Source organism: Nocardioides sp. Leaf307 (assembly GCF_001423135.1).
Taxonomy (GTDB): Bacteria; Actinomycetota; Actinomycetes; order Propionibacteriales; family Nocardioidaceae; genus Nocardioides; species Nocardioides kribbensis.
Genome location: NZ_LMNY01000002.1, coordinates 1010383 through 1036622 on the forward strand (window position 1 = coordinate 1010383; position 26240 = coordinate 1036622).

Annotated in this window: 21 protein-coding genes; 5 read left to right on the forward strand and 16 right to left on the reverse strand. The window is 73.7% G+C overall.

The window, feature by feature from the left end:
- Positions 1 to 72: 72 nt before the first annotated feature.
- From tuf to ASF50_RS14050, 7 genes are all read right to left on the reverse strand, one after another.
- Entirely contained in the window at positions 73 to 1266 is a 1194-nt protein-coding gene (gene tuf / locus ASF50_RS14020) for an elongation factor Tu (RefSeq protein ID WP_056862065.1), read from the reverse strand.
- An 86-nt stretch (positions 1267 to 1352) separates the two neighbouring features.
- Positions 1353 to 3464, reverse strand: a complete 2112-nt coding sequence (gene fusA / locus ASF50_RS14025; protein WP_082499865.1) for an elongation factor G — start codon at positions 3462 to 3464, stop codon at positions 1353 to 1355.
- A gap of 77 nt (positions 3465 to 3541) precedes the next feature.
- Positions 3542 to 4012 carry a 30S ribosomal protein S7 gene (gene rpsG, locus ASF50_RS14030; protein ID WP_056862064.1) on the reverse strand — a complete coding sequence of 157 codons (471 nt, stop codon included), beginning with the start codon at positions 4010 to 4012 and terminating at the stop codon, positions 3542 to 3544.
- A 1-nt stretch (position 4013) separates the two neighbouring features.
- On the reverse strand, positions 4014 to 4388 hold the full coding sequence (rpsL, locus tag ASF50_RS14035; RefSeq protein ID WP_056862063.1) for a 30S ribosomal protein S12: 375 nt from the start codon (positions 4386 to 4388) through the stop codon (positions 4014 to 4016).
- Between the two features lie 196 nt (positions 4389 to 4584).
- Positions 4585 to 5886: an MFS transporter gene (locus ASF50_RS14040; RefSeq protein WP_056904812.1), complete on the reverse strand. Its 1302-nt coding sequence runs from the start codon at positions 5884 to 5886 to the stop codon at positions 4585 to 4587.
- Positions 5887 to 5923: 37 nt separating this feature from the next.
- On the reverse strand, positions 5924 to 6373 hold the full coding sequence (locus ASF50_RS14045; protein ID WP_056904813.1) for a MarR family winged helix-turn-helix transcriptional regulator: 450 nt from the start codon (positions 6371 to 6373) through the stop codon (positions 5924 to 5926).
- A gap of 84 nt (positions 6374 to 6457) precedes the next feature.
- Entirely contained in the window at positions 6458 to 7900 is a 1443-nt protein-coding gene (locus ASF50_RS14050) for an NCS2 family permease (protein WP_228942191.1), read from the reverse strand.
- A gap of 117 nt (positions 7901 to 8017) precedes the next feature.
- Between ASF50_RS14050 and ASF50_RS14055 the strand changes: the two genes are divergently transcribed.
- Together ASF50_RS14055 and ASF50_RS14060 are read left to right on the forward strand one after the other, a co-directional pair.
- Positions 8018 to 8329 (forward strand): DUF2530 domain-containing protein, encoded by a 312-nt coding sequence (locus ASF50_RS14055; RefSeq protein WP_200920159.1) that lies wholly within the window; start codon positions 8018 to 8020, stop codon positions 8327 to 8329.
- Complete coding sequence (locus ASF50_RS14060) at positions 8322 to 8996, forward strand: class I SAM-dependent methyltransferase (protein WP_056862060.1); 675 nt, start codon at positions 8322 to 8324, stop codon at positions 8994 to 8996. Before ASF50_RS14055 ends, ASF50_RS14060 begins: the two co-directional genes overlap by 8 nt.
- Positions 8997 to 9020: 24 nt before the next feature.
- On the opposite strand, the gene ASF50_RS14065 is transcribed toward ASF50_RS14060, so the two are convergent.
- Positions 9021 to 9797: a DUF3027 domain-containing protein gene (locus ASF50_RS14065; protein WP_056862059.1), complete on the reverse strand. Its 777-nt coding sequence runs from the start codon at positions 9795 to 9797 to the stop codon at positions 9021 to 9023.
- A gap of 94 nt (positions 9798 to 9891) precedes the next feature.
- Between ASF50_RS14065 and ASF50_RS14070 the strand changes: the two genes are divergently transcribed.
- A complete protein-coding gene (locus ASF50_RS14070; RefSeq protein WP_228942189.1) occupies positions 9892 to 11331 on the forward strand; it encodes an MFS transporter in 1440 nt (479 codons plus the stop codon).
- Between the two features lie 6 nt (positions 11332 to 11337).
- Here the strand turns inward: ASF50_RS14070 and ASF50_RS14075 are convergent, their stop codons facing one another.
- The 3 genes from ASF50_RS14075 to ASF50_RS14085 form a co-directional block, all read right to left on the reverse strand.
- Positions 11338 to 11733: a cold-shock protein gene (locus tag ASF50_RS14075; protein ID WP_056862058.1), complete on the reverse strand. Its 396-nt coding sequence runs from the start codon at positions 11731 to 11733 to the stop codon at positions 11338 to 11340.
- Between the two features lie 89 nt (positions 11734 to 11822).
- On the reverse strand, positions 11823 to 12578 hold the full coding sequence (locus ASF50_RS14080) for a M50 family metallopeptidase (protein WP_056904814.1): 756 nt from the start codon (positions 12576 to 12578) through the stop codon (positions 11823 to 11825).
- Positions 12575 to 14035, reverse strand: coding sequence for an HAD hydrolase-like protein (locus ASF50_RS14085; RefSeq protein WP_056904815.1), 1461 nt, complete (start codon positions 14033 to 14035; stop codon positions 12575 to 12577). The genes ASF50_RS14080 and ASF50_RS14085 overlap by 4 nt, the downstream gene beginning before the upstream one ends.
- Positions 14036 to 14165: 130 nt before the next feature.
- Here ASF50_RS14085 and ASF50_RS14090 point away from each other — a divergent pair, with 130 nt between their 5' ends.
- The gene (locus tag ASF50_RS14090; protein ID WP_056904816.1) at positions 14166 to 16334 is read left to right on the forward strand and encodes a S8 family serine peptidase; all 2169 of its coding nucleotides are present in this window, start codon (positions 14166 to 14168) and stop codon (positions 16332 to 16334) included.
- Between the two features lie 8 nt (positions 16335 to 16342).
- On the opposite strand, the gene ASF50_RS14095 is transcribed toward ASF50_RS14090, so the two are convergent.
- From ASF50_RS14095 to ASF50_RS14115, 5 genes are all read right to left on the reverse strand, one after another.
- The gene (locus tag ASF50_RS14095) at positions 16343 to 17959 is read right to left on the reverse strand and encodes an AMP-binding protein (protein WP_056904817.1); all 1617 of its coding nucleotides are present in this window, start codon (positions 17957 to 17959) and stop codon (positions 16343 to 16345) included.
- Between the two features lie 118 nt (positions 17960 to 18077).
- Positions 18078 to 20486 carry an immune inhibitor A domain-containing protein gene (locus ASF50_RS14100; protein ID WP_200920161.1) on the reverse strand — a complete coding sequence of 803 codons (2409 nt, stop codon included), beginning with the start codon at positions 20484 to 20486 and terminating at the stop codon, positions 18078 to 18080.
- Between the two features lie 190 nt (positions 20487 to 20676).
- Complete coding sequence (locus ASF50_RS19300; protein ID WP_162242386.1) at positions 20677 to 21756, reverse strand: RDD family protein; 1080 nt, start codon at positions 21754 to 21756, stop codon at positions 20677 to 20679.
- Between the two features lie 11 nt (positions 21757 to 21767).
- Positions 21768 to 23075, reverse strand: a complete 1308-nt coding sequence (locus ASF50_RS19075; protein ID WP_056904820.1) for an FHA domain-containing protein — start codon at positions 23073 to 23075, stop codon at positions 21768 to 21770.
- Entirely contained in the window at positions 23072 to 23905 is an 834-nt protein-coding gene (locus tag ASF50_RS14115) for a PP2C family protein-serine/threonine phosphatase (RefSeq protein WP_056904821.1), read from the reverse strand. The genes ASF50_RS19075 and ASF50_RS14115 overlap by 4 nt, the downstream gene beginning before the upstream one ends.
- Positions 23906 to 23953: 48 nt before the next feature.
- Between ASF50_RS14115 and ASF50_RS14120 the strand changes: the two genes are divergently transcribed.
- On the forward strand, positions 23954 to 26236 hold the full coding sequence (locus tag ASF50_RS14120; RefSeq protein WP_056904822.1) for a helicase-associated domain-containing protein: 2283 nt from the start codon (positions 23954 to 23956) through the stop codon (positions 26234 to 26236).
- The last annotated feature ends 4 nt before the right edge of the window (positions 26237 to 26240 follow it).

Consider the following 26240-nt stretch of genomic DNA (forward strand, 5'->3'; position numbering starts at 1 on the left):
GTGCTGGGGTGGTGCGGACGCGCAAGAGCCCCCAGCCCGAAGGCTGGGGGCTCTCACAGGTGCTTCAGTCGATCACTTGGTGATCTTGGTGACCCGACCGGCGCCGACGGTGCGGCCGCCCTCGCGGATCGCGAAGCGCAGACCCTCGTCCATGGCGATGGGCTGGATCAGCTCGACGGCCATCTCGGTGTTGTCACCGGGCATGACCATCTCGGTGCCCTCGGGCAGCGTCACGACGCCCGTCACGTCCGTGGTGCGGAAGTAGAACTGCGGGCGGTAGTTGTTGAAGAACGGCGTGTGACGGCCGCCCTCCTCCTTCGACAGGATGTAGACCGAGGCGTCGAAGTTGGTGTGCGGGGTCGTGGTGCCCGGCTTGATGACGACCATGCCGCGCTCGATGTCCTCGCGCTTGGTGCCGCGCAGGAGGAGACCGACGTTCTCGCCGGCCTGGCCCTCGTCGAGCAGCTTGCGGAACATCTCGACACCGGTGACGGTCGACTTCTGGGCCTTCTCGCGGATGCCGATGATCTCGACCTCCTCGTTGACCTTGACGATGCCGCGCTCGATGCGACCGGTGATGACGGTGCCGCGACCGGTGATCGTGAAGACGTCCTCGACGGGCATGAGGAACGGCTTGTCGGTCTCACGCTCGGGGGTCGGGATGGCCTCGTCGACCGCGTCCATGAGCTCCATGATCGAGTCGCCCCACTTGGCGTCGCCCTGCAGCGCCGGGAAGGCGGCCACGCGGACGACCGGGATGTCGTCGCCGGGGAACTCGTACTCCGAGAGGAGCTCGCGCACCTCCATCTCGACGAGCTCGATGAGCTCCTCGTCGTCGACCATGTCGCACTTGTTGAGCGCGACGACCAGGGCGGGCACGCCGACCTGGCGGGCGAGCAGCACGTGCTCACGCGTCTGGGGCATGGGGCCGTCGGTCGCGGCGACCACGAGGATCGCGCCGTCCATCTGAGCCGCGCCGGTGATCATGTTCTTGATGTAGTCGGCGTGACCGGGGCAGTCGACGTGCGCGTAGTGGCGGTTCTCGGTCTGGTACTCGACGTGCGCGATCGAGATCGTGATGCCGCGCTGACGCTCCTCGGGAGCCTTGTCGATGTCCTCGAACGCCGAAGCGGCGTTGAGGTCCGGGTGCTTGTCGTGCAGCACCTTCGTGATGGCAGCGGTCAGCGTCGTCTTGCCGTGGTCGATGTGACCGATGGTGCCGATGTTGACGTGCGGCTTGGTCCGCTCGAACTTCGCCTTAGCCACGGTGGGCTCCTCCTGTGGTGGTTGTTGCTTGACTCGTACTTGCTGGGGGTGGTGCCGAGGATCTGTCGCTGCGCAACCCTAGAGGGTCACTCGCCACGGACCTTCTTGATGATCTCGTCGGCGATGTTCGAAGGAACCTCGGCGTACGAGTCGAACTCCATCGAGTACGACGCCTGGCCGGAGGTCTTGGACCTCAGGTCGCCGACGTACCCGAACATCTCGGACAGGGGCACGAGGGCGTTGATGACCATGTCACCGTGCCGCTCCTCCTGCGCCTGGATCTGGCCGCGCCGCGAGTTGATGTCACCGATGACCGTGCCGAGGAAGCCCTCGGGGGTGGTGACCTCGACCGCGAACATCGGCTCGAGCAGGACCGGCTTGGCCATGCGTGCGGCCTCCTTGAAGGCCTGGTTGCCGGCGATCTTGAACGCGAGCTCGGAGGAGTCGACGTCGTGGTAGGCGCCGTCCTCGAGGGTGAACTTCACGTCGACCATCGGGTAGCCGGCGAGCACGCCGAACTCCATGGCCTCCTGGCCGCCCTGGTCCACCGACGGGATGTACTCGCGCGGGACGCGACCGCCGGAGACGCTGTTGACGAACTCGTAGCCGGCACCCGTGCCGGTCTCCGGGTCGATGTTGGGGCCGAGGTTGATGACGACCTTCGCGAACTGGCCCGAGCCACCGGTCTGCTTCTTGTGGGTGTAGCTGTGGCCCTTGACCTCCTTGCGGAGGGTCTCGCGGTAGGCGACCTGCGGCTTGCCGACGGTGGCCTCGACGCGGAACTCGCGCTTCATGCGGTCGACGAGGATCTCCAGGTGGAGCTCGCCCATGCCGGCGATGATCGTCTGGCCGGTCTCCTCGTCGGACTTGACCGTGAAGGTCGGGTCCTCGTCGGAGAGGCGCTGGATCGCCATGCCCAGCTTCTCCTGGTCGCTCTTCGTCTTGGGCTCGATCGCGACCTCGATCACCGGGGCCGGGAACGTCATCGACTCGAGGACGACCTGGTTCTGCGGGTCGGACAGGGTGTGACCGGTCTTGGTGTCCTTCAGACCCATCACCGCCACGATCTGGCCGGCGCCGACCGACGCGATCTCCTCACGCTTGTTGGCGTGCATCTGGTAGACCTTGCCGATCCGCTCCTTGCGGCCGTTGACCGAGTTGACCACGGTCGAGCCGGCCTCGAGCTTGCCGGAGTAGACCCGGACGTAGATCAGCTTGCCCAGGTGCGGGTCGGAGGCGATCTTGTAGGCCAGGCCGGAGAAGGGCTCGTCGTCGGAGGGCTTCCGGACGATCTCCTGCTCCTCGTCCTTGGGCGAGTGACCCACGATGCCGTCGATGTCGAGCGGCGAGGGCAGGTACTTGACGACCGCGTCGAGCAGGGGCTGGACGCCCTTGTTCTTGAACGCGGTGCCGCACAGGACGGGGTTGAGCTTGTCGGCGAGGGTGGCGCGACGGATCGCGGCCTCGAGCTCCTCGACGGTGAAGTCCTCGCCCTCGAGGTACTTCTCCATGATGGCGTCGTCGGCGTCGGCGAGGGTCTCGAGGAGCTTGGTGCGGTACTCCTCGGCCTGCTCGGCCAGCTCGGCCGGGATCTCCTCGACCTCGTAGTCCTCACCCATCTTGGTCTCGCCGCGCCAGGTGAGGGCACGCATGCCGACCAGGTCGACGACACCGAGGAAGTCCGACTCCGCGCCGATGGGCAGCTGGAGCACGAGGGGGGTGGAGTTGAGGCGCTCGACCATCATGTCGACGCAGCGGAAGAAGTCGGCGCCCGTGCGGTCGAGCTTGTTGACGAAGCACATGCGGGGCACGGAGTACTTGTTGGCCTGGCGCCAGACGGTCATGGTCTGGGGCTCCACACCGGCGACACCGTCGAAGACCGCGACGGCACCGTCGAGGACGCGCAGCGAGCGCTCGACCTCGGCGGTGAAGTCGACGTGGCCCGGGGTGTCGATGATGTTGACCTGGTGGTTCTTCCACCAGCAGGTGGTCGCGGCGGACGTGATCGTGATGCCGCGCTCCTGCTCCTGCTCCATCCAGTCCATCGTGGCGGCGCCGTCGTGGACCTCACCGATCTTGTACGAGATGCCGGTGTAGAACAGGATCCGCTCGGTGGTGGTGGTCTTACCGGCGTCGATGTGAGCCATGATGCCGATGTTGCGGACCTTGTTGAGGTCCGTGGTGATGTCGACAGCCACTGTGAGTGCGTTCCTTAGAAAGTGGGAGTGGTGCGGTGGGGACGGAGCCCCTCACGAGGTGAGGGACTCCGCCGTGGTCACCAGCGGTAGTGCGCGAAGGCCTTGTTGGACTCGGCCATCTTGTGCGTGTCCTCGCGCTTCTTCACCGCGGCACCGAGGCCGTTGGAGGCGTCGAGGATCTCGTTCATGAGGCGCTCCGACATCGTCTTCTCGCGACGGTCGGCGGCGTAGCCGACGAGCCAGCGCAGCGCGAGCGTGGTGCCGCGCGTGCCCTTGACCTCGATCGGGACCTGGTAGGTCGCACCACCGACGCGGCGGGACTTGACCTCGATGGCCGGCTTCACGTTGTCCATCGCACGCTTCAGCGTGACGACGGGGTCGGTGCCGGTCTTCTCGCGGCAGCCCTCGAGCGCGCCGTAGACGATGCGCTGAGCGACCTGCTTCTTGCCGTCCATGAGGACCTTCGACACGAGCTGGGAGACCAGCTGCGACCCGTAGACGGGGTCGATGTCGATCGGCCGCTTGGGAGCGGGACCCTTGCGCGGCATGTCAGCTCTTCTCCTTCTTGGCCCCGTAGCGGCTGCGCGCCTGCTTGCGGTTCTTCACGCCCTGGGTGTCGAGCGACCCACGGATGATCTTGTAGCGGACACCGGGGAGGTCCTTCACACGACCGCCGCGGACGAGCACGATCGAGTGCTCCTGGAGGTTGTGGCCCACGCCCGGGATGTAGGCCGTGACCTCGACGCCGCTGGACAGGCGCACACGGGCGACCTTGCGCAGGGCGGAGTTCGGCTTCTTCGGGGTGGTGGTGTAGACGCGGGTGCAGACACCGCGTCGCTGGGGCGAACCCTTGAGGGCAGGCGTCTTGTTCTTCGACACCTTGTCCTCGCGGCCCTTGCGGACCAGCTGGTTGATCGTGGGCACCTGGTGGTTCCCCTTCTGTGTCGCTCTCAGTGCGCGGCGCCTTGCCGGGCACGATCTTCGTGCGCAGGTCGACTGCGCAGGTCCTGCATGTCCGGGTGGTGCGGAGCCAACCGGCGTTGCTCACCCCCGAGGTCGGGCGTGTCGCCCGAGTGACGGTGGCTTTCGTGCAGGCGGCCGGACGGTCAGGACCCGCCGATCACTTCCGAGCACGCGCAACGGCCTGGTTGTCCCAGACACGATGACCGAGGCTACCCGGCGCCTCCAGCCCGGTCAAAACGCTGCGGAGCCCGCCACTGAGCCGCACGAGCACCGTCACGGCGAGCGCCACGCCGACCAGGGTGAGACTACCGCCGACCACCAACGTCCACCGGGCGCCGAGGTGCTCCCCCACCCAGCCGATGAAGGGCGAGCCCAGCGGCGTGCCGCCCATGACGATGGTCATGTAGAGCGCCATGACCCTCCCCCGCAGCGCCGGGTCGGACTCCAGCTGGAGGGTGGCGTTGGCGGAGTTGAGCAGGGTGAGGGTGCAGAAGCCGATCAGGGGCACGAAGCAGGCGAAGACCAGGTACGACGGGAGCAGCCCGGCCACGATGTTGGCCACGCCGAAGCCCACCCCCGAGAGCACGAGCAGCCGCAGCCGGATCCGGGTGCGCCGCGCCGCCAGGAGCGCCGCCACCAGCGAGCCGACCGCCATCGCCGAGCCCAGCACGCCGAACTCGCTGGCGCCCAGGCCGTAGACCTCGGTGGCCATGAGCGCGGAGGTGATCTGGAAGTTCATCCCGAAGGTGCCGGCGAAGAAGACCAGCACCAGGATCATCATCATCTTCGGCTGGCTGCGCACGTAGCGCACCCCCTCGCGCAGCATGCCCGGGTTGCGCCCGCGCAGCTCGGTGGTGTGCAGCAGCGCGGTGTCCATGCGCTGCAGCTGCCAGATCACCGCGGCGTAGGACACGGCGTTGACCAGGATCACCCAGCCCGTCGCCCGGGCCCCGCCGCCGAGCGCGCCGATCATCAGCCCGGCCAGCCCGGGCCCGGCGATGCGTGCGGTGTTGAAGGCCGCGGAGTTGAGGCTGACGGCGTTGGTGACGTCGTCGCGACCGACCATCTCCGAGACGAAGGACTGCCGCGCGGGGGCGTCGAAGGCCGACCCGATCCCGAAGAGGAAGGCCAGCACGAAGACGTGCCACGTCTGGGCCGCACCGGTCACCGCGACCACGCCCAGCACCAGCGAGCAGACGGCCATCGTCACCTGCGTGACCTGGAGCAGCCGGCGCTTGGGGAAGCGGTCGGCGACGACCCCGGCGTACGGGGAGAGCAGGAGGACGGGCAGGAACTGCAGGCCCGTGGTGATGCCGAGGGCCGTGCCCCCGCCGCCGAGGCTGAGCACCAGCCAGTCCTGGGCGACCCGCTGCATCCACGTCCCGGTGTTGGAGACCACGCTGCCGGCGAGGTAGAGCCGGTAGTTGTGGTTGGCCAGGGCGCGGAACGTGGGGCTCACGCAGCGATCAGTCCTTCGGGGTCCAGGGGGCGGGGCGTCAGTCGAGGCGGGCGAGCCGCTCGAGGATGGGGGCGGCGCCGCGCAGGGCGGCACGCTCGTCGGGGCTGAGCGAGGCCAGCGCGGTGGCCAGCCACTCGTCGCGGCGGCGGCGGTCGGCCAGCACGGTCGCGCGGCCGAGGTCGGTGAGCGTCACGACCACCTTGCGGCCGTCGTCGGCGTCGGCGCGACGGTCCACGTGACCCCGCTCGGCCAGGGCGTTAACCACCCGGGTCATGCTCGGCGGCTGCACCCGCTCGTGGGCGGCGAGCGCGCCCACCGTGAGGTCGCCCTGACGGAAGAGCGCGCCGAGCACGGCCATGGCGTTCATCGACAGGTCGTTGTCGGGGTGGCGCTCCGCGGCCAGCCGGCGGCGCAGCCGCATCACCGAGAGCCGCAGCTCCGAGGCGAGCCCCGCGTCGGTGCGGGCGACCTTCTCCGTGGTGGGCATGTCGTGAGCATAACTCATTACCCTTGCTAAGCATTCCCGCGACGGGAGGCCCGACCCGGTCGCGCCGGGCCGGGCCTGCCCGGGTCAGGCCAGCAGGTCGGTGATCGGGTCGATCGCGAAGTAGACGACGAACAGCGCGGCCACGACCCACATCAGCGGGGCCACGGCGCGCGCCTTGCCGCGCACGACCTTGATCAGCACGAAGGCGAGGAAGCCGGCGCCGATGCCGACGGTGATCGAGTAGGTGAAGGGCATGAGCACGATGGTGAGGAAGGCCGGCAGCGCGATCTCCAGGTCGTCCCAGTCGATCTCGCGCACCTGCTGCATCATCAGGAAGCCCACCAGCACCAGGGCCGGCACGGCCGCCTCCGACGGGATCACCGCGACCAGCGGCGCGAGGAAGATGGTGAGCAGGAACAGCACCCCGGTGACCACCGAGGCCAGCCCGGTGCGCGCGCCCTCGCCGACCCCGGAGGCCGACTCGATGTAGGAGGTGTTGGACGAGACGCCGGCCGCGCCGCCACCGGCCGCGGCCAGCGAGTCGACGACCAGGATGCGCCGGGTGCGCGGGGGCATGCCGTCCTCGTCGAGCAGGTCGGCCTCCGCACCGATGGCGGTCATGGTGCCCATGGTGTCGAAGAAGTCGGCCAGCAGCAGGGTGAAGACCAGCAGCAGCGCGGCGACCACGCCGATGCGGTCGAAGGAGCCGAGCAGCGAGAACTCCCCCAGCGTGCCGAAGTCGGGCGAGGCCACCAGGTCGGAGGGGAGCTCGGGCGTGGTGAGGCTCCAGCCGCCGACGTGTCCGATCTCCTCGACCAGCACGGCCACGGCGGTGGTCACGACGATGGCCACGAGGATCGCCCCGCGCACCTGGCGCACCCACAGCGCCACCACGAGCACCAGGCCGAGGGCGAAGACGAGGACGGGCCAGCCCGAGAGCTGACCGGTGGCGCCGAGCTGCACCGGCACGGTGGTGCCGGCGGCGTCGGGGATGCGCTGCACGAAGCCGGCGTCGACGAAGCCGATGAGGGCGATGAAGAGCCCGATGCCGACCGAGATGGCCACCTTGAGCTGCGCGGGCACGGCGTGGAAGACGGCCTCGCGGAAGCCGGTCAGCACGAGCACCAGGATCACCAGGCCCTCGAGCACGACCAGGCCCATCGCGTCGGCCCAGGTCATCTGGGAGGCCACCGAGAAGGCCACGAAGGCGTTGAGCCCCAGCCCGGTGGCCAGCGCCATCGGGTAGTTGGCCACCACCCCCATCAGGATCGTGGCCACCCCCGCGACCAGCGAGGTGCCCGCCGCGATCACCGCGAGGTTGCCCGGCCCGGGGCCGCCCAGCGTCTGGCCGTCGGCGTCGAGGGCGAAGCCCAGGATGAGGGGGTTGAGCACGACGATGTAGGCCATGGTCACGAACGTGACCACGCCGCCGCGCACCTCGCGGGCCACCGTCGAGCCGCGCTGGGAGATCTGGAAGAAGCCGTCGATGCCGGCAGGACGGCCCACGGGGCGCACAGGACTGCTCACGGGGAGCAACCTTCTCAGCCCGGGCACCGTCGCTGTCAACGCGGACCGACCTGTGGTCCTCCCCGTGGTCCTCCCCGTGGTCCGCGTGGTGGGGCGAGGGCCACTACAGTCGCCCGCGTGGAGCTCCGCGACGACCAGCCGACGCAGCACGAGATCGGCAACCGCACCTACGTCGTCGCCGACGTCGAGCCGCTCGACATCGACGGCGTGCGCACCGTCTGGGTCGGGGTCGGGCTGTGGTTGCTCGCCTTCGTCGCCCTCCTCCCGTTCTACGGCCGGCTCGAGGAGTCGGGACGCACCTGGTGGCTGTGGACGTGCCTGTCCGGCTTCGGCCTGGGCCTGCTGGGCGTCGAGTACTGCCGCCGGCGCCGCCGGGCCCGCGCCGACCAGGCCGACCAGGCCGACCAGGCCGACCGGGCCGATGACTGAGCCGTCGCCGCCGACGCGCTGGGCCCGGGGCGGGGAGGCCAACGCCGGCTACGCGCTGCGCTTCGCCGAGCTGGTCGAGGCCGGCGACGACGTGGACGGCGAGGCCCGGCTGGCCGACGCGCTGCTCCCCCGCGGCGGTCGCGTGCTCGACGCGGGCTCGGGCATGGGGCGCGTCGGCGCCGCGCTCCTCGGTCGCGGGCACCAGGTCGTGGGCTGCGAGCCCGACGCGGCGCTCGTGGCGCAGTCGCGGCGCACCTACCCCGGGCTGACGGTGCTGCCGGTCGACGTCCTCGAGCTCAACCCCGCGGTGCTCGAGGCCGCCGGCGCCCCGACCGGCTTCGACCTGGTCACCTGCGTGGGCAACGTCATGATCTTCCTGGCCGAGGGCACCGAGAGGGCGGTGCTGCGCCGGCTGCGCGACCTGCTCTCACCGACGGGACGCCTCCTCGTCGGCTTCCACCTGGAGGGCGGGCCCACGACCAGCCGGGTCTACCCCGCCGCGGAGTTCGTCGCCGACGCCGAGGCCGCCGGCCTGCGCGTCGACCTGCGCCTGGGCGGCTACGACCTGCGCCCCGTCGACCCGGCGTACGCCGTGTGGGTGCTGAGCCGCGACGACGCGCCGGCCGCCGCGGGCGACCACCGCACCGTCACCCACGACCCGGCCTGAGCGGCCCGGCGCGGGAGGCCGGGCTCAGAAGCGCTCGACGTCGCCCGGGGTGAGGGTGTCGAAGACCGGCTCGGGCACGGGCACGGGCTCGTGCTTCTTGGCCAGGCGCACCTCGGAGTGGGCACCGCAGCCGTGGTCGAAGGAGACCACGCGACCGTCGTCGTTGGCGTCGCCGTTGGCGCAGACGCCGAAGGTGTCCGACAGCGGGCCGGCCAGACGCACGAGGAAGCCGCAGGAGTGGCAGTGGTCGGGGGCGGCCTGGGCCAGCGCCGAGCCGGGGCCGGCGTCACCGTCGTACCACCGCTGGGCCGCGAGGTCGCGGCCCTCGACCGACAGGGTGCGGACGCGGCCCAGGCCGAGGTCCTGGGCCACCTGGCGCACCTGCGCGCGGTCGTCGGCGTCGAGCGGGTCGTCGCCGTAGGACCAGGTCGGCACGAGGCGCGGGTCGTCGTCGTCGACGGGCAGCAGGTCGCCGGGCGAGAGGTCGCCGGGCTGCAGGCGCTCGCGGTAGGGCACCCAGGCCGGCGCGACGATGGCGGACTCGCCGGGGATGAGGACGACCTCGTCGACGGTGACGGCCTTCTGCCGCGAGGCGCGCGCGACGGTGACCGACCAGCGCCAGCCGGAGTAGCCCTTGCGCAGGCACGCGAACTGGTGGGTGACGACGCGCTCGCCCTCCACGAGGTGCCCGAGGTGGTCGCCGACGTCGACGGCGTCGACCTCGGCGAGCAGGGCCTCCCGGGCGGCGTCGACGGCCGCGACCGTCGCGGGGTCGGGCTTGGCGCGCAGCACAGTGGTCACGGCGGGCAATCATGCCTCCTCCCACCCCGCGTGTCAGGTCGGGGTCCCGTGTCCCTCCCCTCGGACGGTCGGACCCCCAGGGCAGGATGTGCCCATGACCTCGCACGGACCCGACCCGGCCGACGAGCCGACCGTGCGGATGCCGCGTGCGCGCACCCGGTCGGTGGGGCGCGGCCTGGGCACGGGCGTGCGCGCCGGAGCCCGCGGGGTGGCCGGTGTCGCCCGCGGCACCGGGCGCGCCAGCCGCTACGTCGGGCGCCAGGCCGTGCGCGCCTCCCACGCCCAGGGCGCCGACCGCTCCGGGCTGTCGCGGCTGATCCAAATGCACTTCTTCAACACCGCCGGCGACGCGGCGGTGGCGATCTCGCTGGCCGGCAGCCTGTTCTTCCAGGTGCCCTCGGGCGAGGCGCGCGGGCAGGTGGCGCTCTTCCTGGGGCTGACGATGCTCCCCTTCGCGATCGTGGCGCCGCTCATCGGCCCCTTCCTCGACCGCTTCAGCCACGGTCGCCGATGGGCGATCGGGGCGACCATGGCGATCCGGGCCGTGCTGTGCCTGACCCTGGCCGGGGCGGTCAACGGCGAGTCGCCGCTGCTCTTCGCCGCCGCCCTGGGGGTGCTGGTCTCCTCCAAGGCCTATGGCGTGACCCGCGCCGCCGCGGTGCCCCGGCTGCTGCCCGACGACTTCACGCTGGTCAAGGCCAACGGGCGCGTCTCCATGGCCGGCATCGTCGGTGCCACCGTCTCCGCCCCCCTCGCCGGGCTGGCCTCCCTGGCCGGCCCCGAGTGGTCGCTGCGCTACGCCTTCCTGCTCTTCGTGGCCGCCACGGTCGCGGCCATCCGGCTGCCCGCCTCCGTCGACTCCAGCCAGGGCGAGGAGACGATGGTGCTGATGGCGCCGCCCGCCGACCGCGCCGTCGGCGACGGCACCACGCGCTCGGGGCGGCCCCGCACCCGGATCCCCACCGCCGTCGCCTTCGCGCTGCGCGCGAACTGCGGGCCGCGCTGGCTCTCCGGCTTCCTGCTGATGTTCATGGCCTTCCTGCTGCGCGAGAACCCTCCCGCGAGCAGCCTGCGCCCCGAGCTGCTCATCGGGATCGTCGTGGGCGCCGCCGGCGCCGGCAACGCCCTCGGTGTCGCGGCCGCCGCCCTGCTGCGGCGGATCAACCCCGCCGTGACCGTCGTGCTCGCGCTGCTGGCCGGCACCGGGGCGGCCCTGGTCGCCACGCTGTTCTACGGCGTGCTCCCGCTGGCCCTGCTCGGCCTGGTGGCCGGCCTGTCGCAGTCGCTCGCGAAGTTCTGCCTCGACGCCACCATCCAGCGCGACATCCCCGAGCGGGTGCAGGCCAGCGCCTTCGCCCGCAGCGACACCACCCTCCAGCTGGCCTGGGTGGTCGGCGGCTTCATCGGCATCGCGCTGCCGCTCGAGCCCGCCCGGCTCGGCCTCGGCGTCGCCGTGGCCGTGCTCGGGGCGTGGTCGGTCTTCGTGCTCAGCTCCTCGCGCGGGGCCGTGCGGTCGGTCGCGCGCGTCTCCTGAGCGGCCTCAGAGCTCCAGCTCGTCGGCGAGGGCCCGCAGCAGCTTGGCCGTCGGACGCGCGGTGCGCGCGTCGGGGTGGCGGCCGTGGCGGTAGGCCTCGCCCACGCCGTCGAGCAGCGTGATGAGGTCCTCCACGATCGGCGCCATCTCGTCGGGCTTCTTGCGCCGCGCCTGCGACTGGTTGCGCGCCACCGAGGTCGGGGCGTCGAGCACGCGCACCTGGAGGGCCTGCTCGCCGCGACGACCCTGCGCCACCCCGAACTCCACCCGGGTGCCCGGCTTGATCGACGTCGTGCCGGCCGGGAGGGCGTCGGCGCGGACGTAGACGTCGTCGCCGCCGTCCTGGGAGAGGAAGCCGAAGCCCTTCTCCGCGTCGAACCACTTGACCTTGCCACTGGGCACGGCGACTTCCCCCGTCAGCTCTGCGTCGGGCCCCTGCGGACCGACCGACGGGAAGGATATGTGGGGCCCGGTGAGCCCCGCCATCGGGTTCAGAGCAGCTCGGGCGCCAGGGTCGAGACCCCGACGACCAGGCCCGCGAGGTTGGCCGCGAGCAGCACCAGCACCCACACCACGACCGGCAGCCGGGTCAGCCGGGCCAGCTGGTCGGGGTCGGAGCCCCGGCGTCGCGCCGCCCCCGCGCCCAGCAGCTCCAGCAGCGGCCGGGGCGAGGCCAGCAGCAGCAGCCAGGCGATGAGGTACGCCGCCACCGCCTGCGCGGTCGGCCCGCCGGCCCAGGAGACCAGGCCCACGCCGGCCCCGAGGACGACCAGGGCCAGGGCGCCGTACAGGTTGCGGACCCACAGCAGCATCAGCGCCGACAGCACCACCAGGCCCCACAGCAGGGCGAGGCTGCGCCCCGCCGCGAGCGCGAGGGCGGCCACGAGGCCCAGCAGCGCCGGGGCGAGGTAGCCCGCGGCCAGCATCGCCACCATGCCCGGACCACGCGGCCGGCCCCGCGACAGCGTCACGCCGGAGGTGTCGGAGTGCAGCCGGATGCCCTGCAGCCGGCGCCCGACGAGGACGGCGACGAGGGCGTGGCCGGCCTCGTGGACGACGGTGACGGCGAGCCGGACCCGCGGCCAGGTCCCGGGGGCGAGCACGAGCAGCGCCGCGACGGCGCCGGTGAGCAGCACGAAGCGGGCCTCGGGCACGGGCTGGCGCGAGGTCACGTCGCCCCAGAGCCGGGCCCAGGTGTCGGCCCAGGTGTCGGCCCAGGTGTCGGCCCAGGTGTCCCCCGCGCTCACCGCCAGCGCTCGGGGTCGGGCAGGGCGTCGTTGAGCCCCCCGGACCGGAAGCCGCGCTCGGCGATGCCGGCGTGGGCGAAGCCGGCCTCGCGGACCCGGGCCAGCACGGCGCCGGCGAGCACCGACGGCAGCGGGAGCAGGGCGGCGTCGAGCTCGACGGACGCGCGGTCCTCGCCCAGGTCGCGCACCCGCAGGTCGCGCAGCGGCAGCCCGGCGCCCGTGACCGACTCGCGCACCGCGGCCTCGGCCCGCTCGACGCGGGCCAGCCGGTGGGGGGTGACCTCGACGCCGTAGGCGACCCGGGAGGACAGGCAGGCCGCCGCCGGCTTGTCCCAGGTGGGCAGGGCCCAGCGACGCGAGACCTCGCGCACCTGCGCCTTGGTGAGGCCGGCGTCGGCGAGCGGGGTGATCGCCCCCCGCTCGGCGGCGGCGCGGATGCCGGGGCGGAAGCCGGCGACGACGTCGTCGGCGTTGGTGCCCGTGGCGACGTGCTCGACCCCGCGCTCGCGGGCCAGCGGCACGAGCACGTCGAGCAGCTCGGCCTTGCAGAAGAAGCACCGGTCGCCGTCGTTGGCGCGGTAGCCCTCGCGCTCCATCTCGTGGGTGCGCGGGGTGAGCACCTCCACGCCGAGGCCCTCGGCGAAGGCGCGGGCGGGGTCGCGCTCGGCCGCGGGCAGGGAGTCGGAGTAGCCGGTCACCGCCAGCACCCGCCCGGGCCCGAGGGCCCGCACGGCCGCGGCCAGCAGCAGGGCGCTGTCGGCCCCGCCGCTGTAGGCCACGGCCAGCGACCCCAGGTCGGCCAGCCGGGCCTCGAGCGCCGCCACCCGCGTGGTCAGCACGTGGTCGTCGAGCCACCCGGGGAAGTCCTCGAGGCTGTCGAGCACCACGTGGGTGCCGGCGTCGAGCAGCTCCTCGCGGGTGCAGCCGCCGGTGAGCACCGAGACGCTCGTGGCCCCCGCGGCCAGCGCGCCCTCGACGTCGTGCACGTGGTCGCCGACGTAGACGCCCGCGCCCTCGCGGCGCAGCGCGGTCGCCTTGCCCGCGCCCCAGACCCACCCCTCGAGCACGTCGACGTCGAGTCCGAGGTGCTCGACGTGGCGCCGGGCGTTGTCGGGGAACTTGCCGGTCACGAGCACGATGCGGCCGCCGTGGCTGCGCACGGCCGCCAGCGCCTCGTGGGCGCCCGGCAGCACGGGCGTGGTGGTCACGGCGTGGTCGGGGTAGAGCGCGCGGAAGCGGTCGCCGGCCGGACCCACCGCCTCGGCCGGCAGGTGGGGCGCGAGGAGCTGGTCGAGCGGGGGGCCGAGCCGGGCGGTCATCTCCTCCACCGGCAGGGCGACGCCCAGCTCGTCGCCGAGCACGCGCAGCAGCGCACGGAAGCCGGGGGCGGTGTCGATGAGGGTCATGTCGAGGTCGAAGCCGACCACCGGCGGCACGGCGGAGGGCGTCGGGGGCATGCCCGGAGCCTACGTGCGCGCACCCCTCGACCCCCGGCTGTGGGGTTCGCCTCCCGCTGCGCCCGGCTGTCGGTCACAATGGGTGGTTCCCGCCCCCGCGCCCGCCCCGCGACCCACCGACGAGGACCCCGTGACCGCCGCCCGCCGCTCCCGCAGCCGCCGCGCCGTCCGTCGCGCCGTGGCGGCCGCGGTCGCGCTGGTCGGGGCCGCGGCCCTGGCCGGTCCCGCCCCGGTCGCCGCTGCGCAGGACGGCACCGACCTGTGGCTGGTCACCCTCGCCGGACCCGGCACGGCCGGCGACACCTTCCCGCTGCCCGAGACGATGCTCGAGCTCAGCATGCGCGGCCAGCAGGACGCCGTGCTCGCCGCCGTGGGCGCCCCGGAGCCGGTCTACCGCTGGACCTCCGCCCTCAACGGCGTCGCCGTGCGCCTGACCCGGGCCCAGGCCGACGAGATCGCCGCCCAGCCCGGCGTCGTGGCCACCGAGCGCGACACCGTGCGCCCCCTGGCCGCCGCGCCCGGCCGCGGCAGCGCCACCGAGCGGCTGGTGCCCTCCGGACGCCAGCGCGGAGGCGCCGGCGTCGTCATCGGCGTCGTCGACTCCGGTCTCAGCCCCGACAGCCCCGCCTTCGCCTCGGTGCCGGGCCTGGGTGAGCGGCCCGCGCGCTTCCGCGGCGAGTGCTCGCAGTCCGCCGACTGGGGCGCCAGCGCGTGCAACGGCAAGGTCGTGGGCGGCTCCTGGTTCCTCGCCGGCTTCGGCGAGGACGCGGTGCGCTCGGCCTCCTCGCTCTCCCCCCGGGACGACGACGGCCACGGCACGCAGGTCGCCTCGATCGCCGCCGGCAACGCCGGGGTCGCGGTGCGCGTCGACGACGACGAGCTCGGGTCCTACGCCGGCGTCGCGCCGCAGGCCAGGCTGGCGGTCTACAAGGCCTGCTGGACCGCGCCCGACCCCGCCGACGACGGGTGCTCCACCGCCGACCTGGTCTCGGCGGTGGACCGCGCCACCCACGACCGCGTCGACGTGCTCAACCTCTCGGTGGGCGGGAGCCCGGGCTTCGACGTGCTCGAGCGCGCCCTGCTGGGCGCGGCCGAGGAGGACGTCGTGGTGGTGGCCGCCGCCGGCAACGACGGCGAGCGCGCCTTCGCCTCCCACCCCTCGCCCTGGGTGACGACCGTGGGCGGCACCACCGGTCCCGACCGTCGCGGGAGCGTGGCGCTCGGCGGCGGTGGCCCCGTGGTCGAGGGTCTGATGGCCTCGCCGCGCGACGTCGGGCCGGCACGGCTCGTGGTCGGGGCCGACGTCAGCGCGCCGGGTGCCCGCATCGACGACGCCCGCGTGTGCGCGCCCGGCAGCCTCGACGCTGCGCGGGTGACCGGTGCCGTGGTGCTGTGCGACCGCGGCCGGGTGGGCCGGGTGGACAAGTCCGCGGCGGTGGAGCGGGCCGACGGCGTCGGCATGGTGCTGGCCAACGTGCGGCGCCAGTCGCTCGACACCGACCTGCACAGCGTGCCGACGGTGCACCTCGACCGCGCCGACGGCGACGCCGTGCGCACCTGGTCGCGCTCCCACCCGCTGGCCCGCGTGACCCTCACCTCGCTGGGCACCGACCGCGCCGCGTCGCAGGTCCTGGCGTGGTCGGGCTCCGGCGACCCCGCCGGGGCGGTGGTCAAGCCCGACGTCGTGGCCCCGGCGACCGGCGTGCTCGGCGCCGTGCCCTCCGACGTCCGTGGCACCCGGTGGGCCTTCGCCTCCGGCACCTCGGCCGCCACGGCCATCACCAGCGGCACCGCCGCCCTGCTCGTCGACCGGCGCGGGTGGTCGGCGACCGCGGTGCGCTCCGCCCTCGCCACGAGCGCGGCGCCCGTGCGCGGCACGTCGCCGCTGCGGGCCGGGGCCGGCCGGGTCAGGGCCGAGCGCGCCCTGCGCCCCGGCTTGGTCTACCTCACCGACCCCGCCGACTACCGCGCCTTCATCGACGGCCGGCTCGCCGGACGCGACCCCGAGCAGGTCCTCAACCTGCCCTCGGTGCTGCTGGGTGCCGAGGAGAGCCGCACGCGACGCACGATCACCAACGTCGGCGGGCGCGCCCTCTACTTCTCCTCCTCCGCCCGCGGCTTCGCCCACCACCGCGCGGTGGTCACCCCGGCCGCCGTGCGCCTCGACCCGGGCGAGTCGGCCCGCTTCACCCTGACGCTGACGGCACGCCCCGGGGCGCCTCGCGGCGACGACGGCACGGTCGTGTGGCGCGGGGGCGACGGCACCCGGGCCAGCATCCCGGTCGTCGTCAGCCGCTGACGGTCCCCTCAGGCCAGGCCCAGCGCCTTGGCGCTCTCCTCGCGCATGGCGACCTTGCGGATCTTGCCGGTGACGGTCATCGGGAACTCCTCGACCACCATGACGTAGCGCGGGATCTTGTAGTGCGAGAGCCGTCCCGAGGCGAAGGCCCGCACGGCGGCGGCGTCGAGGGGGGCCGCACCGGGTCGCATCCGCAGCCAGGCGCACAGCTCCTCGCCGTACTTCTCGTCGGGGACGCCGACGACCTGGACGTCCTCGACGTCGGGGTGGGTGTAGAGGAACTCCTCGATCTCGCGCGGGTAGATGTTCTCCCCGCCGCGGATCACCATGTCCTTGATCCGGCCGACGATCGTGCAGTAGCCGTCCTCGCGCATCTCGGCGAGGTCGCCGGTGTGCATCCAGCCGTCGGCGTCGATCGCCTCGGCCGTCTTGGCGGGGTCCTCCCAGTAGCCGAGCATCACGCTGTAGCCGCGGGTGCACAGCTCACCGGGCCTGCCGCGCTCCACGGTGAGCCCGCTGACCGGGTCGACGACCTTGATCTCCAGGTGCGGGTGGACCCGGCCGATGGTGGCGGTGCGTCGCTCCAGGTCGTCGTCGTCACGGGTCTGGCAGGAGACCGGGCTGGTCTCGGTCATGCCGTAGGCGATCGACACCTCGCTCATCCCCATGTCGTCGATGCAGCGTCGCATCACCTCGACCGGACAGATGGAGCCGGCCATGATCCCGCCCCGCAGCGCGCTCAGGTCGTGCGCGGCGACGTCGGGGAGGCTCTGCATGGCGATGAACATCGTGGGCACGCCGTAGAGCACGGTGCACCGCTCGTCCTGCACCACGCGCAGCGTGGTGGCGGCGTCGAAGCCCGGCGCGGGGATCACCATCGTCGCGCCGTGGGTGGTGCAGCCGAGGTTGGCCATGACCATGCCGAAGCAGTGGTAGAAGGGCACCGGGATGCACAGCCGGTCCTCGTGGGTCAGGTTGATCGCCTCGGTGACCATGAAGCCGTTGTTGAGGATGTTGCGGTGGCTGAGCGTCGCGCCCTTGGGGTAGCCCGTCGTGCCGCTGGTGTACTGGATGTTGATGGCGTCGTCGGGACGCAGCCCCGCCTGCCGCTCGGCGAGGGCCTCGGCGGCCACCGCCTCCCCCGCGGCCACCAGGTCGGCCCAGTCGTCGGTGTCGACGTAGACGGCCCGCTCCAGCGCGGGACAGTCCCCGCGGACCTGCTCGACCATGGCGCGGTAGTCGCTGCCCCGGTAGCTGCTGGTCGCCAGCAGCAGGCGCATGCCCGACTGCTCGACCGCGTAGGCCAGCTCGTGGGTGCGGTAGGCGGGGTTGACGTTGACCAGGACGATGCCGGCCTTGGCGGTGGCGAACTGCACGATCGTCCACTCCGCGCAGTTGGGCGCCCACATGCCGACCCGGTCGCCGGGCTCGAGGCCCGCGGCCATCAGCCCGCGGGCCACCGCGTCGACGTCGCGGTCGAGCTCGGCCCAGGTCCACCGGCGCCCGGTGGCGACCTCCACGAGGGCCTCGCGCTCGGCGTACGTCGCGGCCGTGCGGGTGAAGCTCTGCCCGATGGTCTCCTCCAGCAGCGGGGGCGTGGTCTCTCCGGCGGCGTAGGACTCCATGGGAGCAACGTAACGCCCGTCACGTTGTCGCGGGGTTGGCGCGGGCCGCGGCGGGGGCCCTGACGACGACGGACCCCGCCGATCCGGGGATCGACGGGGTCCGAGGAGGACGGGCGGGTCAGCTCGAGCGGCCGACCTTCACCGTCATGTTGCCGTTCTTGGCCACCTTCACCACGCGGATCGTGGTGCCGGTCTGCGGCACGTCGACGCCGAACCAGCCGGGCTGGTAGAAGCCCGGGTGGGTGCCGACGCCGTGCTCGTCGCTGTCGAACCACCACGGGCGGGTGTCGTCGAAGACGGGCTGGGCGCGTCGCGCCGGGACCGTGAACTCGCGGCCCGCGTTGCTCAGGGTCTGGGCCTTGATGCGGCGCAGGCCGAAGGCGGAGTCGGCGGTGTTGACCCGGGTGCGGGCCAGCGTGTCGTCGGCGTAGTGGACGAAGTCCGGGTGCGCGTCGACCGGCAGGACCTGGCCGGAGCCGGGGTGGTCACCGACGTTGTTGTCGGTGTAGGAGGTGTCCCAGTAGGAGATGAGGGCACCGGGGGCGTAGCGGAAGAACTCCACGGTGTCGGGCTTCTTCTCGAGGTCCGGGAAGTTGTAGAGGTGCTTCAGCTGCTTGTCGCGACCGACGTACTGCCGGTTGTCGACGATGTAGGCGTTGAGGAACTCCTCCACCTCGGTGCCGGTCGAGGTCGTGAACCCGTCGAGCTCGAAGGCGGTGTCGCCCTCCTCGGCGGTGCCCACGGTCTCACCGTCGACGGCGACGTTGTCGACCGCGAAGCCCGAGAGCACGAAGGCGCTGTCGGTGCGGTAGCGGAAGCGGATCGTGTCGGTGTCGGCCGGGAGGGTGGCGGTCAGGTCGACCCAGGCCCCGTCGGTCGTGCCCGAGATGCCGGTGCCGTCGGGGTTGAGGCCGCTGGCGTCCTCGCCCTCGAAGCTGACGCTGGTCGGCACGCCGGCGAAGGTCTCGCCGCCGTCGCTGGAGGCCTCGAGGTAGGCGTAGTCCCAACCCTCCTCGATGTCGTAGCGCGTCGTGGCGGTGAGCTCGCCCCCGCCGTCGACGGCCGCGGTCATGCGGGTGTCGAGGTCGTTGCCGGAGGTGGAGTGGTAGAACCGCTCGCCGCCGTCGGCGGCCGGCTCGCCGAGCTGGGAGACGACCTCCTTGTCGGGCAGGATCGTGATCAGGCCGTTGGCGGCGCTGCCCGAGGTCGACTGACCGGGTCGCAGCACGTGGGTGGAGCTGCGTCCGGCGCGGGCGACGTCGTAGTCGAGCCAGCCGAGCTGGAACTTCTCCCAGGCACCGAAGGGCTGCGGGCGGTCGCCGATGCCCGGGTCGCCCGGCAGCGTGCCGCGCGACTGGCTCATCAGGCTCCAGAACTCCACGCTGTTGGAGGCGCCGCCGGTGTTGCCGGAGGTGTCGTAGAGGTCGGGCAGGCCGAGGTCGTGGCCGAACTCGTGGGCGAAGACCGACAGGCCGCCGTTCTCGGGCTGGATGGTGTAGTCGCCCACCCAGACACCGGTCGGGTTGTCGGGGATCTGCACGTTGGCGCCGCTGGCGTCGGAGACGCCGCCCTCGCCGACGTTCACGCCGCCGAGCTGGGCGCCGTCGGCCGGGCCCGTGCCGAGCGGCTCGATCTGGGCGTACCAGCGGTGGCTCCAGATGGCGTCCTCGCCGTAGGTCGGGTCGCCGTCGGCCTCGTCGCCGCCGGCGTGCACGACCTGGAAGTGGTCGATGTAGCCGTCGGGCTCGGAGAAGTCGCCGTCCTCGTCGAAGTCGTAGCGGTCCTGCTGGTCGAAGGTCTTGAGGTAGGCCTGGATCTGCTCCATCGACTGGCCGGCGTCGAGCCGGTCCTGGGTCCACTGCGCGAGGCCGTCGCGGATGAGGAACCAGGTGTTGTTGCAGACGATGTCGCCGCAGGTGTTGCGGCCGTAGCGGGCCTGGTTGAAGGGGACCTTCACCCAGGCGGTCACGTCGCCGTCGACGGAGTACTCACCGGAGGACTGCTGCTCGTAGAACGTGCGCATCCGGTTGAAGTACATGTCGCGGTAGTGCTTGCGGTCGTAGTCGGCCTGCCACAGCGTGGAGTTGTCGGTGGCGCGGTCGGGCTTCGGGATCTCGTTGTGGAGCGGGCCGTCGTAGGTGGTGGCCGGCTCCTGGCCCTCGGTGGTCCCACCGTCGGGGTAGGCAGAGTGGCGGGTGTCGCCGAACTCCGCCAGCACGACGAAGATCTTGTCGGTGCCGGACTGGGCCACGCGGCCGTAGGTGTCCTTGCCGATCTTCTGGCTCTCCCCCGAGCCGCCGTTGCGCAGGCGCTTCTCCACGGCGACCTGGCGCTCAGCCTCGTACTTGGCCTGCCAGGGCATGGTGAGGGAGTCGGTGGGGCGGGGCGCAGCGGCCTCGCCCGACGGGGCCGCCGAGGCGGCCGGGGCAGCCGGCGCGGCGCCGGACTGCGAAGCGGTCAGCGGCAGCGCGAGCGCTGCGGCGACCAAAGACGTGCTCGCGACGACGGCGAGTCTGGACCTGCGCAAAGTCATCCTCCTGGGACGGTTCCGAGTGGCGCTCCAGCGCCCGAGACAGGCCGCTCGGCGAGCCCCGTCGGATCACGGCAGGGTCGGGCGGTCGACCTCGTGCAGTCGACACGCCCGACCCCGGGCACCGGAAGAGGCACAGGCCATCGTTACCGAGTCGTGACCGGTCCGCAGCCCGGCCGACCCGGGGTCACGACTCGCGCGAGACGTCCATGGAGCGGTCGCCGAAGCGGACCTTGTCGCCCGGCAGCAGCGTGACCGCCTTGCCCGCCGACAGCTCGCGGGTGACACCGGAGCGCACCAGCATCGAGCCGTTGGTGGACCCGCGGTCCATGACCACCAGGGCGCCGTCGGGGGCGACGAGGAACTGGGCGTGGGTCTTCGACAGCGACATGTCGGAGGAGGGCAGGGGCACCAGGTGGCGCACGTCCTCCCCGCCTCGGGCCTGCGGCCCGCGACCGACCAGGGCGAGGCCCTCGACGACGAACGACTCCCCGGTGTCGAAGGCGACCCGCCAGCGCGCGGGGGCCGTGGTCGGCGACGACGGCGGGGCGGCGGGCGGTGCGGGCTCGGTGCGGATCCGGCGCCCCGCGGGGGGCGACGGGGGCGGGGGCGGCGGCGCCTGGGGGGCCCGCGGTGCCCGAGGGGCCTGCGCGGGCTTGGCGCGGGCCGGGGCGGGCACGGCGGCCGGGGCAGGCGCGGGAGCGGTCACCGGCTCGGGCTCGGGGGCGGCCAGGCGCAGCGCGGTGAGGTTGACGACGGCGCGCGGGCGCTCGGCCTCGCTCTCGACCTCGGGCGCGGGCCGCACGTCGACGACCACCGAGTGCCCCAGGTGGTCGTGCCAGCCGCGGCGCCGAGCACTGGTGTCCATGACCGCGGTCCACGCCAGGGTCGCCACCCCGAGGCCGAAGGTGGGCAGTGCGCCGACGCCGAGCACGAGCTGGCGCACCAGCGCACGGCCCACGCCGATGGGCTCGCCGGTGCCGACGGCGACGACGCGCAGGCCGACGGCGGCCTTGCCGAGCGACACCCCCCGCAGGCCCAGCACGACCGCCGAGGCGAGCGAGACGACCAGCACGACCCCCACCACGGCGAGCACCGCCACGAGGGTGCCCGACCCGTCGGCGAGGAAGGCCCAGGCGGCCCAGCCCGCGGCGGCGTAGAGACCCCACGCCACGAGGCGGTCGAGGGTGAAGGCGTAGAAGCGGCGGTCGAGCTCGGCCGCGGGGAAGCTGGTGGGAGCCGCCTCGCGGGCGGACACGTGGGACACCTCGACGCGCCTCAGGGCCGGGTGACCTGGATGGTCACGCCGTCGCCGAGGTCGATGAGCGCTCCGGGGATCAGCTGCACCGGGATGCCGGGCTGCAGCGACTCCGAGGGCAGGCCGGGCTGCACCAGCACGGTGCCGTTGGTCGAGCCCATGTCGGTGACGACGGCGCTGCCGTGGTCGGCCCCCGACCCGGGGCGCACCTCGAGGTGGGTGGAGCTGATCTCCTGCTGCGGGCTCGGCACCGTGACCAGGCGCGGCTGCTCGGTGGACGTGAAGCGCCGCGCCTCGGGGGCGCGGCCGACCAGGATCACCCGGTCGACGTCGACGGTGTCGCCGCTCGACACGACGAGCCGTGCCACGGGACGCGAGGTGACCGACGGCGCCTGCGGCTGGCCCGGGATGCCGGCCTGGGGGCGCGCGAACTCGTCGGGGTCCCAGCTGCCGGCGCGGGTCATGCCGTCGTGGTCGTGGTCGGCCGGCGGCGGGTCGGGCTGGGAGTCGGGCTGGGGCTCGGGGGTCGGGTCGGGCTCCGGGGCCGGCGGCGGGGCGCTGGGCGGCGGGCCCTTCGGCGCCCCCCAGGCCGGGGGCGCGGGAGGGAGGCTGTCGAAGCGCTCGGTCGGCAGGTCCTCGTACGCCGGCTCGACGGGCTCGGCCGCGGCCGCGGGCTCGGGCTCCGGCTCGGGCTCGGGCTCGGGCTCGTCGGGCACCGCGGCCTCCGCGGCGGCGGCGACCACCGGCGAGGGCTCCTCCTCGGCCTGCGGCACCTCCGCGGGGGCGGGCACGTCGACGGGGGCGGGCACGTCGACGGGGGCGGGGACGTCGAGCGGCGCCGGCACGTCGAGCGGCGCGGCGGGCGCGGCGGGCGCGGCCTCGACGGAGGCGGGTGGGTCGTCGACGCGGGCGACGCGCACCAGCCCGGGGCCGATCACGAGGTCGGGCCCGGCGCCGTCGCCGGAGACCGACACGGTGGTGGCGGTGACCCCGGGCAGGGAGCGCTCCACCCAGGTCGTGGCCGCGGTGCCGTCGAGCTCGACCACCTCTCCCCCCGCGGTGAGGGTGCAGGTGACCGAGCCGCGCACCACGGCGCGGGTCGTGCCGTCGACCTCGCTGACGAGCACGAAGCCCGGCAGGTGGCGCAGGCCGCCGGCGATGAGGGCGTCGAGGACGGCGTCGCCGTCGGCGCCGTCGTCGACCATCTCCCACAGGGCGGCCACGCGGCCGCGCTCGGAGGGGGGCAGGGCCACGAGGACGTCGGGGCCCAGCACGGCGTACCAGTCGCCGGGCCGGTAGGACCGGGGACGCGAGGGGGAGGGGGTCACGGCAGGGCTCCCAGCTTCTGCTCCAGGCTCACGCGCTGGCGCTCGGAGTCGTAGGGGTGGTCGTGGGCCAATCCCACCACATCGACGACGACGGCGGTGGCGTTGTCCTTGCCCCCGGCGGCGACGGCGGCGCGCACGACCTGCTCGGCCGCGTCGCGGGGGTCGGCGGCGGCGGCGAGGATCCGCGCGACGTGGTCGTCGCCGATCATGCCGGTCACCCCGTCGGAGCACAGCAGGAGCCGCTCGACGGCCGGCAGGGGCAGCAGGAAGTAGTCGGCCTCGGCGCCCTCGGTGGCGCCGAGGGCGCGGGTGATGATGTGGCGCTCGGGGTGCACGGCGGCGTCGTCGGCCGTGATCGTGCCGGCCTCGACGAGCTCCTGCACGACGCTGTGGTCGACGCTGACCTGCTCGAGCACGCCCTCGCTGAAGCGGTAGATGCGGGAGTCACCGAGGTTGGCCAGCAGCCACTTGGTCTCCCCGGCGTCCTCGACCAGCAGGGCGACGACGGCCGTCGTGCCGGCGTGGAAGGAGCCCGCGCCGCCGAGGCGCTGGTGCGCGCCGTACTGCTCGATGCGCTGCTGGCAGGAGGTGAGGGTGGCCGCGACCACCTCCGCGCCGCGACGGGGGTCGTAGCCCTCGTCGGCCAGCCGGGCGAACTCCTCGACCACGATCGCGCTCGCGACGTCGCCGCCGTCGTGGCCGCCCATGCCGTCGGCCACGACGAAGACCGGAGGCGCGACGAGGAAGGAGTCCTCGTTGACCTGGCGCACCAGCCCGACGTCGGTGGCCGCCCCGTGCTGCAGCTCGACCTGTCCCAGGGGGCGGCTCATCGGCGGACCGACGCCCGCGACGAGGACCGGGTCGGTAGCGTGGGAGGGATGTCCGAGACGGGGTACCGATCGTTGGCCGACCAGCTGCGCGCCTGGTCGGACGAGCGGCTGTCCCGTCTGCTCGTCGCTCGACCCGATCTCGCCACTCCCGCCCCTCACGACTCCAGCCAGCTCGCCTCGCGGGCTGCCACCCGGTCGTCGTTGCTGCGCACGCTCGACCAGCTGTCCCGGCTCGAGCTCTGCGTCCTTGATGCCCTCGTCGTCGCAGGTCAAACCACACCCGACGAAGTCGCCTCGCTGGTGCACGCCGACCCCGCCCGGGCCCGTGCCGCGCTCGAGCACCTCGTCGACGTGGCGCTCGTCTGGGAGTCGACGTCGGGCCCCCGCCCGCTCACCGGCGTGGCCGACCTGCTCACCGGCGGCGGCGACGTCGGGGTGAGCGGCCTGCGCCCGCGCAGCCAGCCCGCGCCCGACCCGGCCGCGGTCGCGTCCCACCTGGCCGCCCTCTCCCCCGCGGCGCGCGCGATGCTCGACCACGTCGCCGCCCAGGGCGGCGAGGCGACCACCGGCGCCGCACGCCACACGGTGCTGCCCGAGGACGCCACCACCCCCGCCGAGGAGCTGCTGTCGCGCCGCCTGCTGGTGGCCCGCGGCGGCGGCACCGTGGTGGTGCCCGGCGAGGTGGGCCTCGCGCTGCGCGGCGGGCGCACCACCACCGAGCCGGTCGACGCCGTGCCCGAGCTGGTCACCTCCGAGCGCGACCAGGCCCTCGTCGACCGCACCGCCGCCGGCGCGGCCTTCGACGCCGTACGACGCACCGAGCTGCTCCTCGACGCCTGGGGCACCCGGCCCCCCTCGGCCCTGCGCAGCGGCGGTCTCGGGGTGCGCGACCTGCGGGCCGCGGCGCTGCTCCTCCACGTCGACGAGGCGACGACCGCGCTGCTGGTGGAGACCGCCGTCGCGGCGGGCCTGCTCGCGACCGGCGTCGGCGCCGACGGGGCGCCGGCCTGGCTGCCCAGCGACGACTACGACGCCTGGGCCGCGCGGCCCGCGGCCGACCGGTGGCGCCGGCTCGTCACCGCGTGGCTCGACAGCCCCCGCCTGCCGGGCATGGTGGGCAGCCGCGACACCGCGGGCAAGGCGTGGAACGCCCTGTCGCCCGACCTCTCGGGGGTGCACGTCGTGGAGACGCGCCGGATGACGCTGGAGGCGCTGGCCTCGGCCGGGCCGGGGCGCGTGCTGGCCAGCGGCACCGGGCCGCCCTCGCTGCACGCGCGGCTGTCGTGGCTGCGTCCGCGCCGGCCCCGCACCCGCACCGAGCAGGTCGGCTGGGTCGTCGCCGAGGCGGCCGCGCTGGGCCTGACCGGCCTGGGCGGGCTGGCCGGCTTCGCCCGCCCGCTCGTCGCCGACGAGCCCGACCGCGCCGCGGCCGAGCTCGCGCCACTGCTGCCCGACCCCCTCGACCACGTGCTGCTGCAGGCCGACCTGACGGCGGTGGCCCCCGGGCCGCTGGAGTCGGCGCTCGCGCGGCGCCTCCAGGTCGTGGCCGACGTGGAGTCGCGCGGCGGCGCGACCGTCTACCGCTTCACCCCCGGCTCCGTGCGGCGCGCGCTCGACACCGGCTGGACCGCGGTGGAGCTGCACGACTTCCTGGGCTCGGTCTCGCGCACGCCGGTGCCGCAGCCGCTGACCTACCTGGTCGACGACACCGCGCGGACCTTCGGCTCGGTGCGGGTGGGTCACGCCGAGGCCTTCCTGCGCGCCGACGACGAGACCGCGCTCTCGGAGATCCTCGGCCACCCGCAGGCCGCGGGCCTGGAGCTGCGCCGCCTGGCCCCGACGGTGCTGGTCTCGACGCTGCCGATCGACCTGCTGCTGCCCCGGCTGCGCGAGCTCGGTGCCGCGCCGGTCGTCGAGGCCCCCGACGGCACGGTCCACGTGGCCCGCCCCGACCAGCTGCGCGCCCGCACCCCCCGCGAGCGTCGCTCGCCGGGCCAGCGCGACGCCCGCGAGGGCGCGCGCGTGGCCGCGGTGGTCACCGCGGTGCGCTCGGGCGACCGCGCCACCAGCACCCGGCTCCAGGCCCCCGCGAGCGCCCTGACCCCGTCGGGCTCGCTGGCGGCGCTCCGCGAGGCGGTCGAGCTGGGGCTGAGCGTGCTCATCGGCTACGTCGACAACCACGGCACCCGCACCGAGCGCATCGTCGACCCGCTCGCGGTGGAGGGCGGCCAGCTCACCGCGCGCGACCACCGCGTCGACGACGTGCGGACCTTCGCGGTGCACCGGATCACCACGGTCAAGCCCGTCGAGCCCGGCGCCGCCGGCTCGTAGGCTG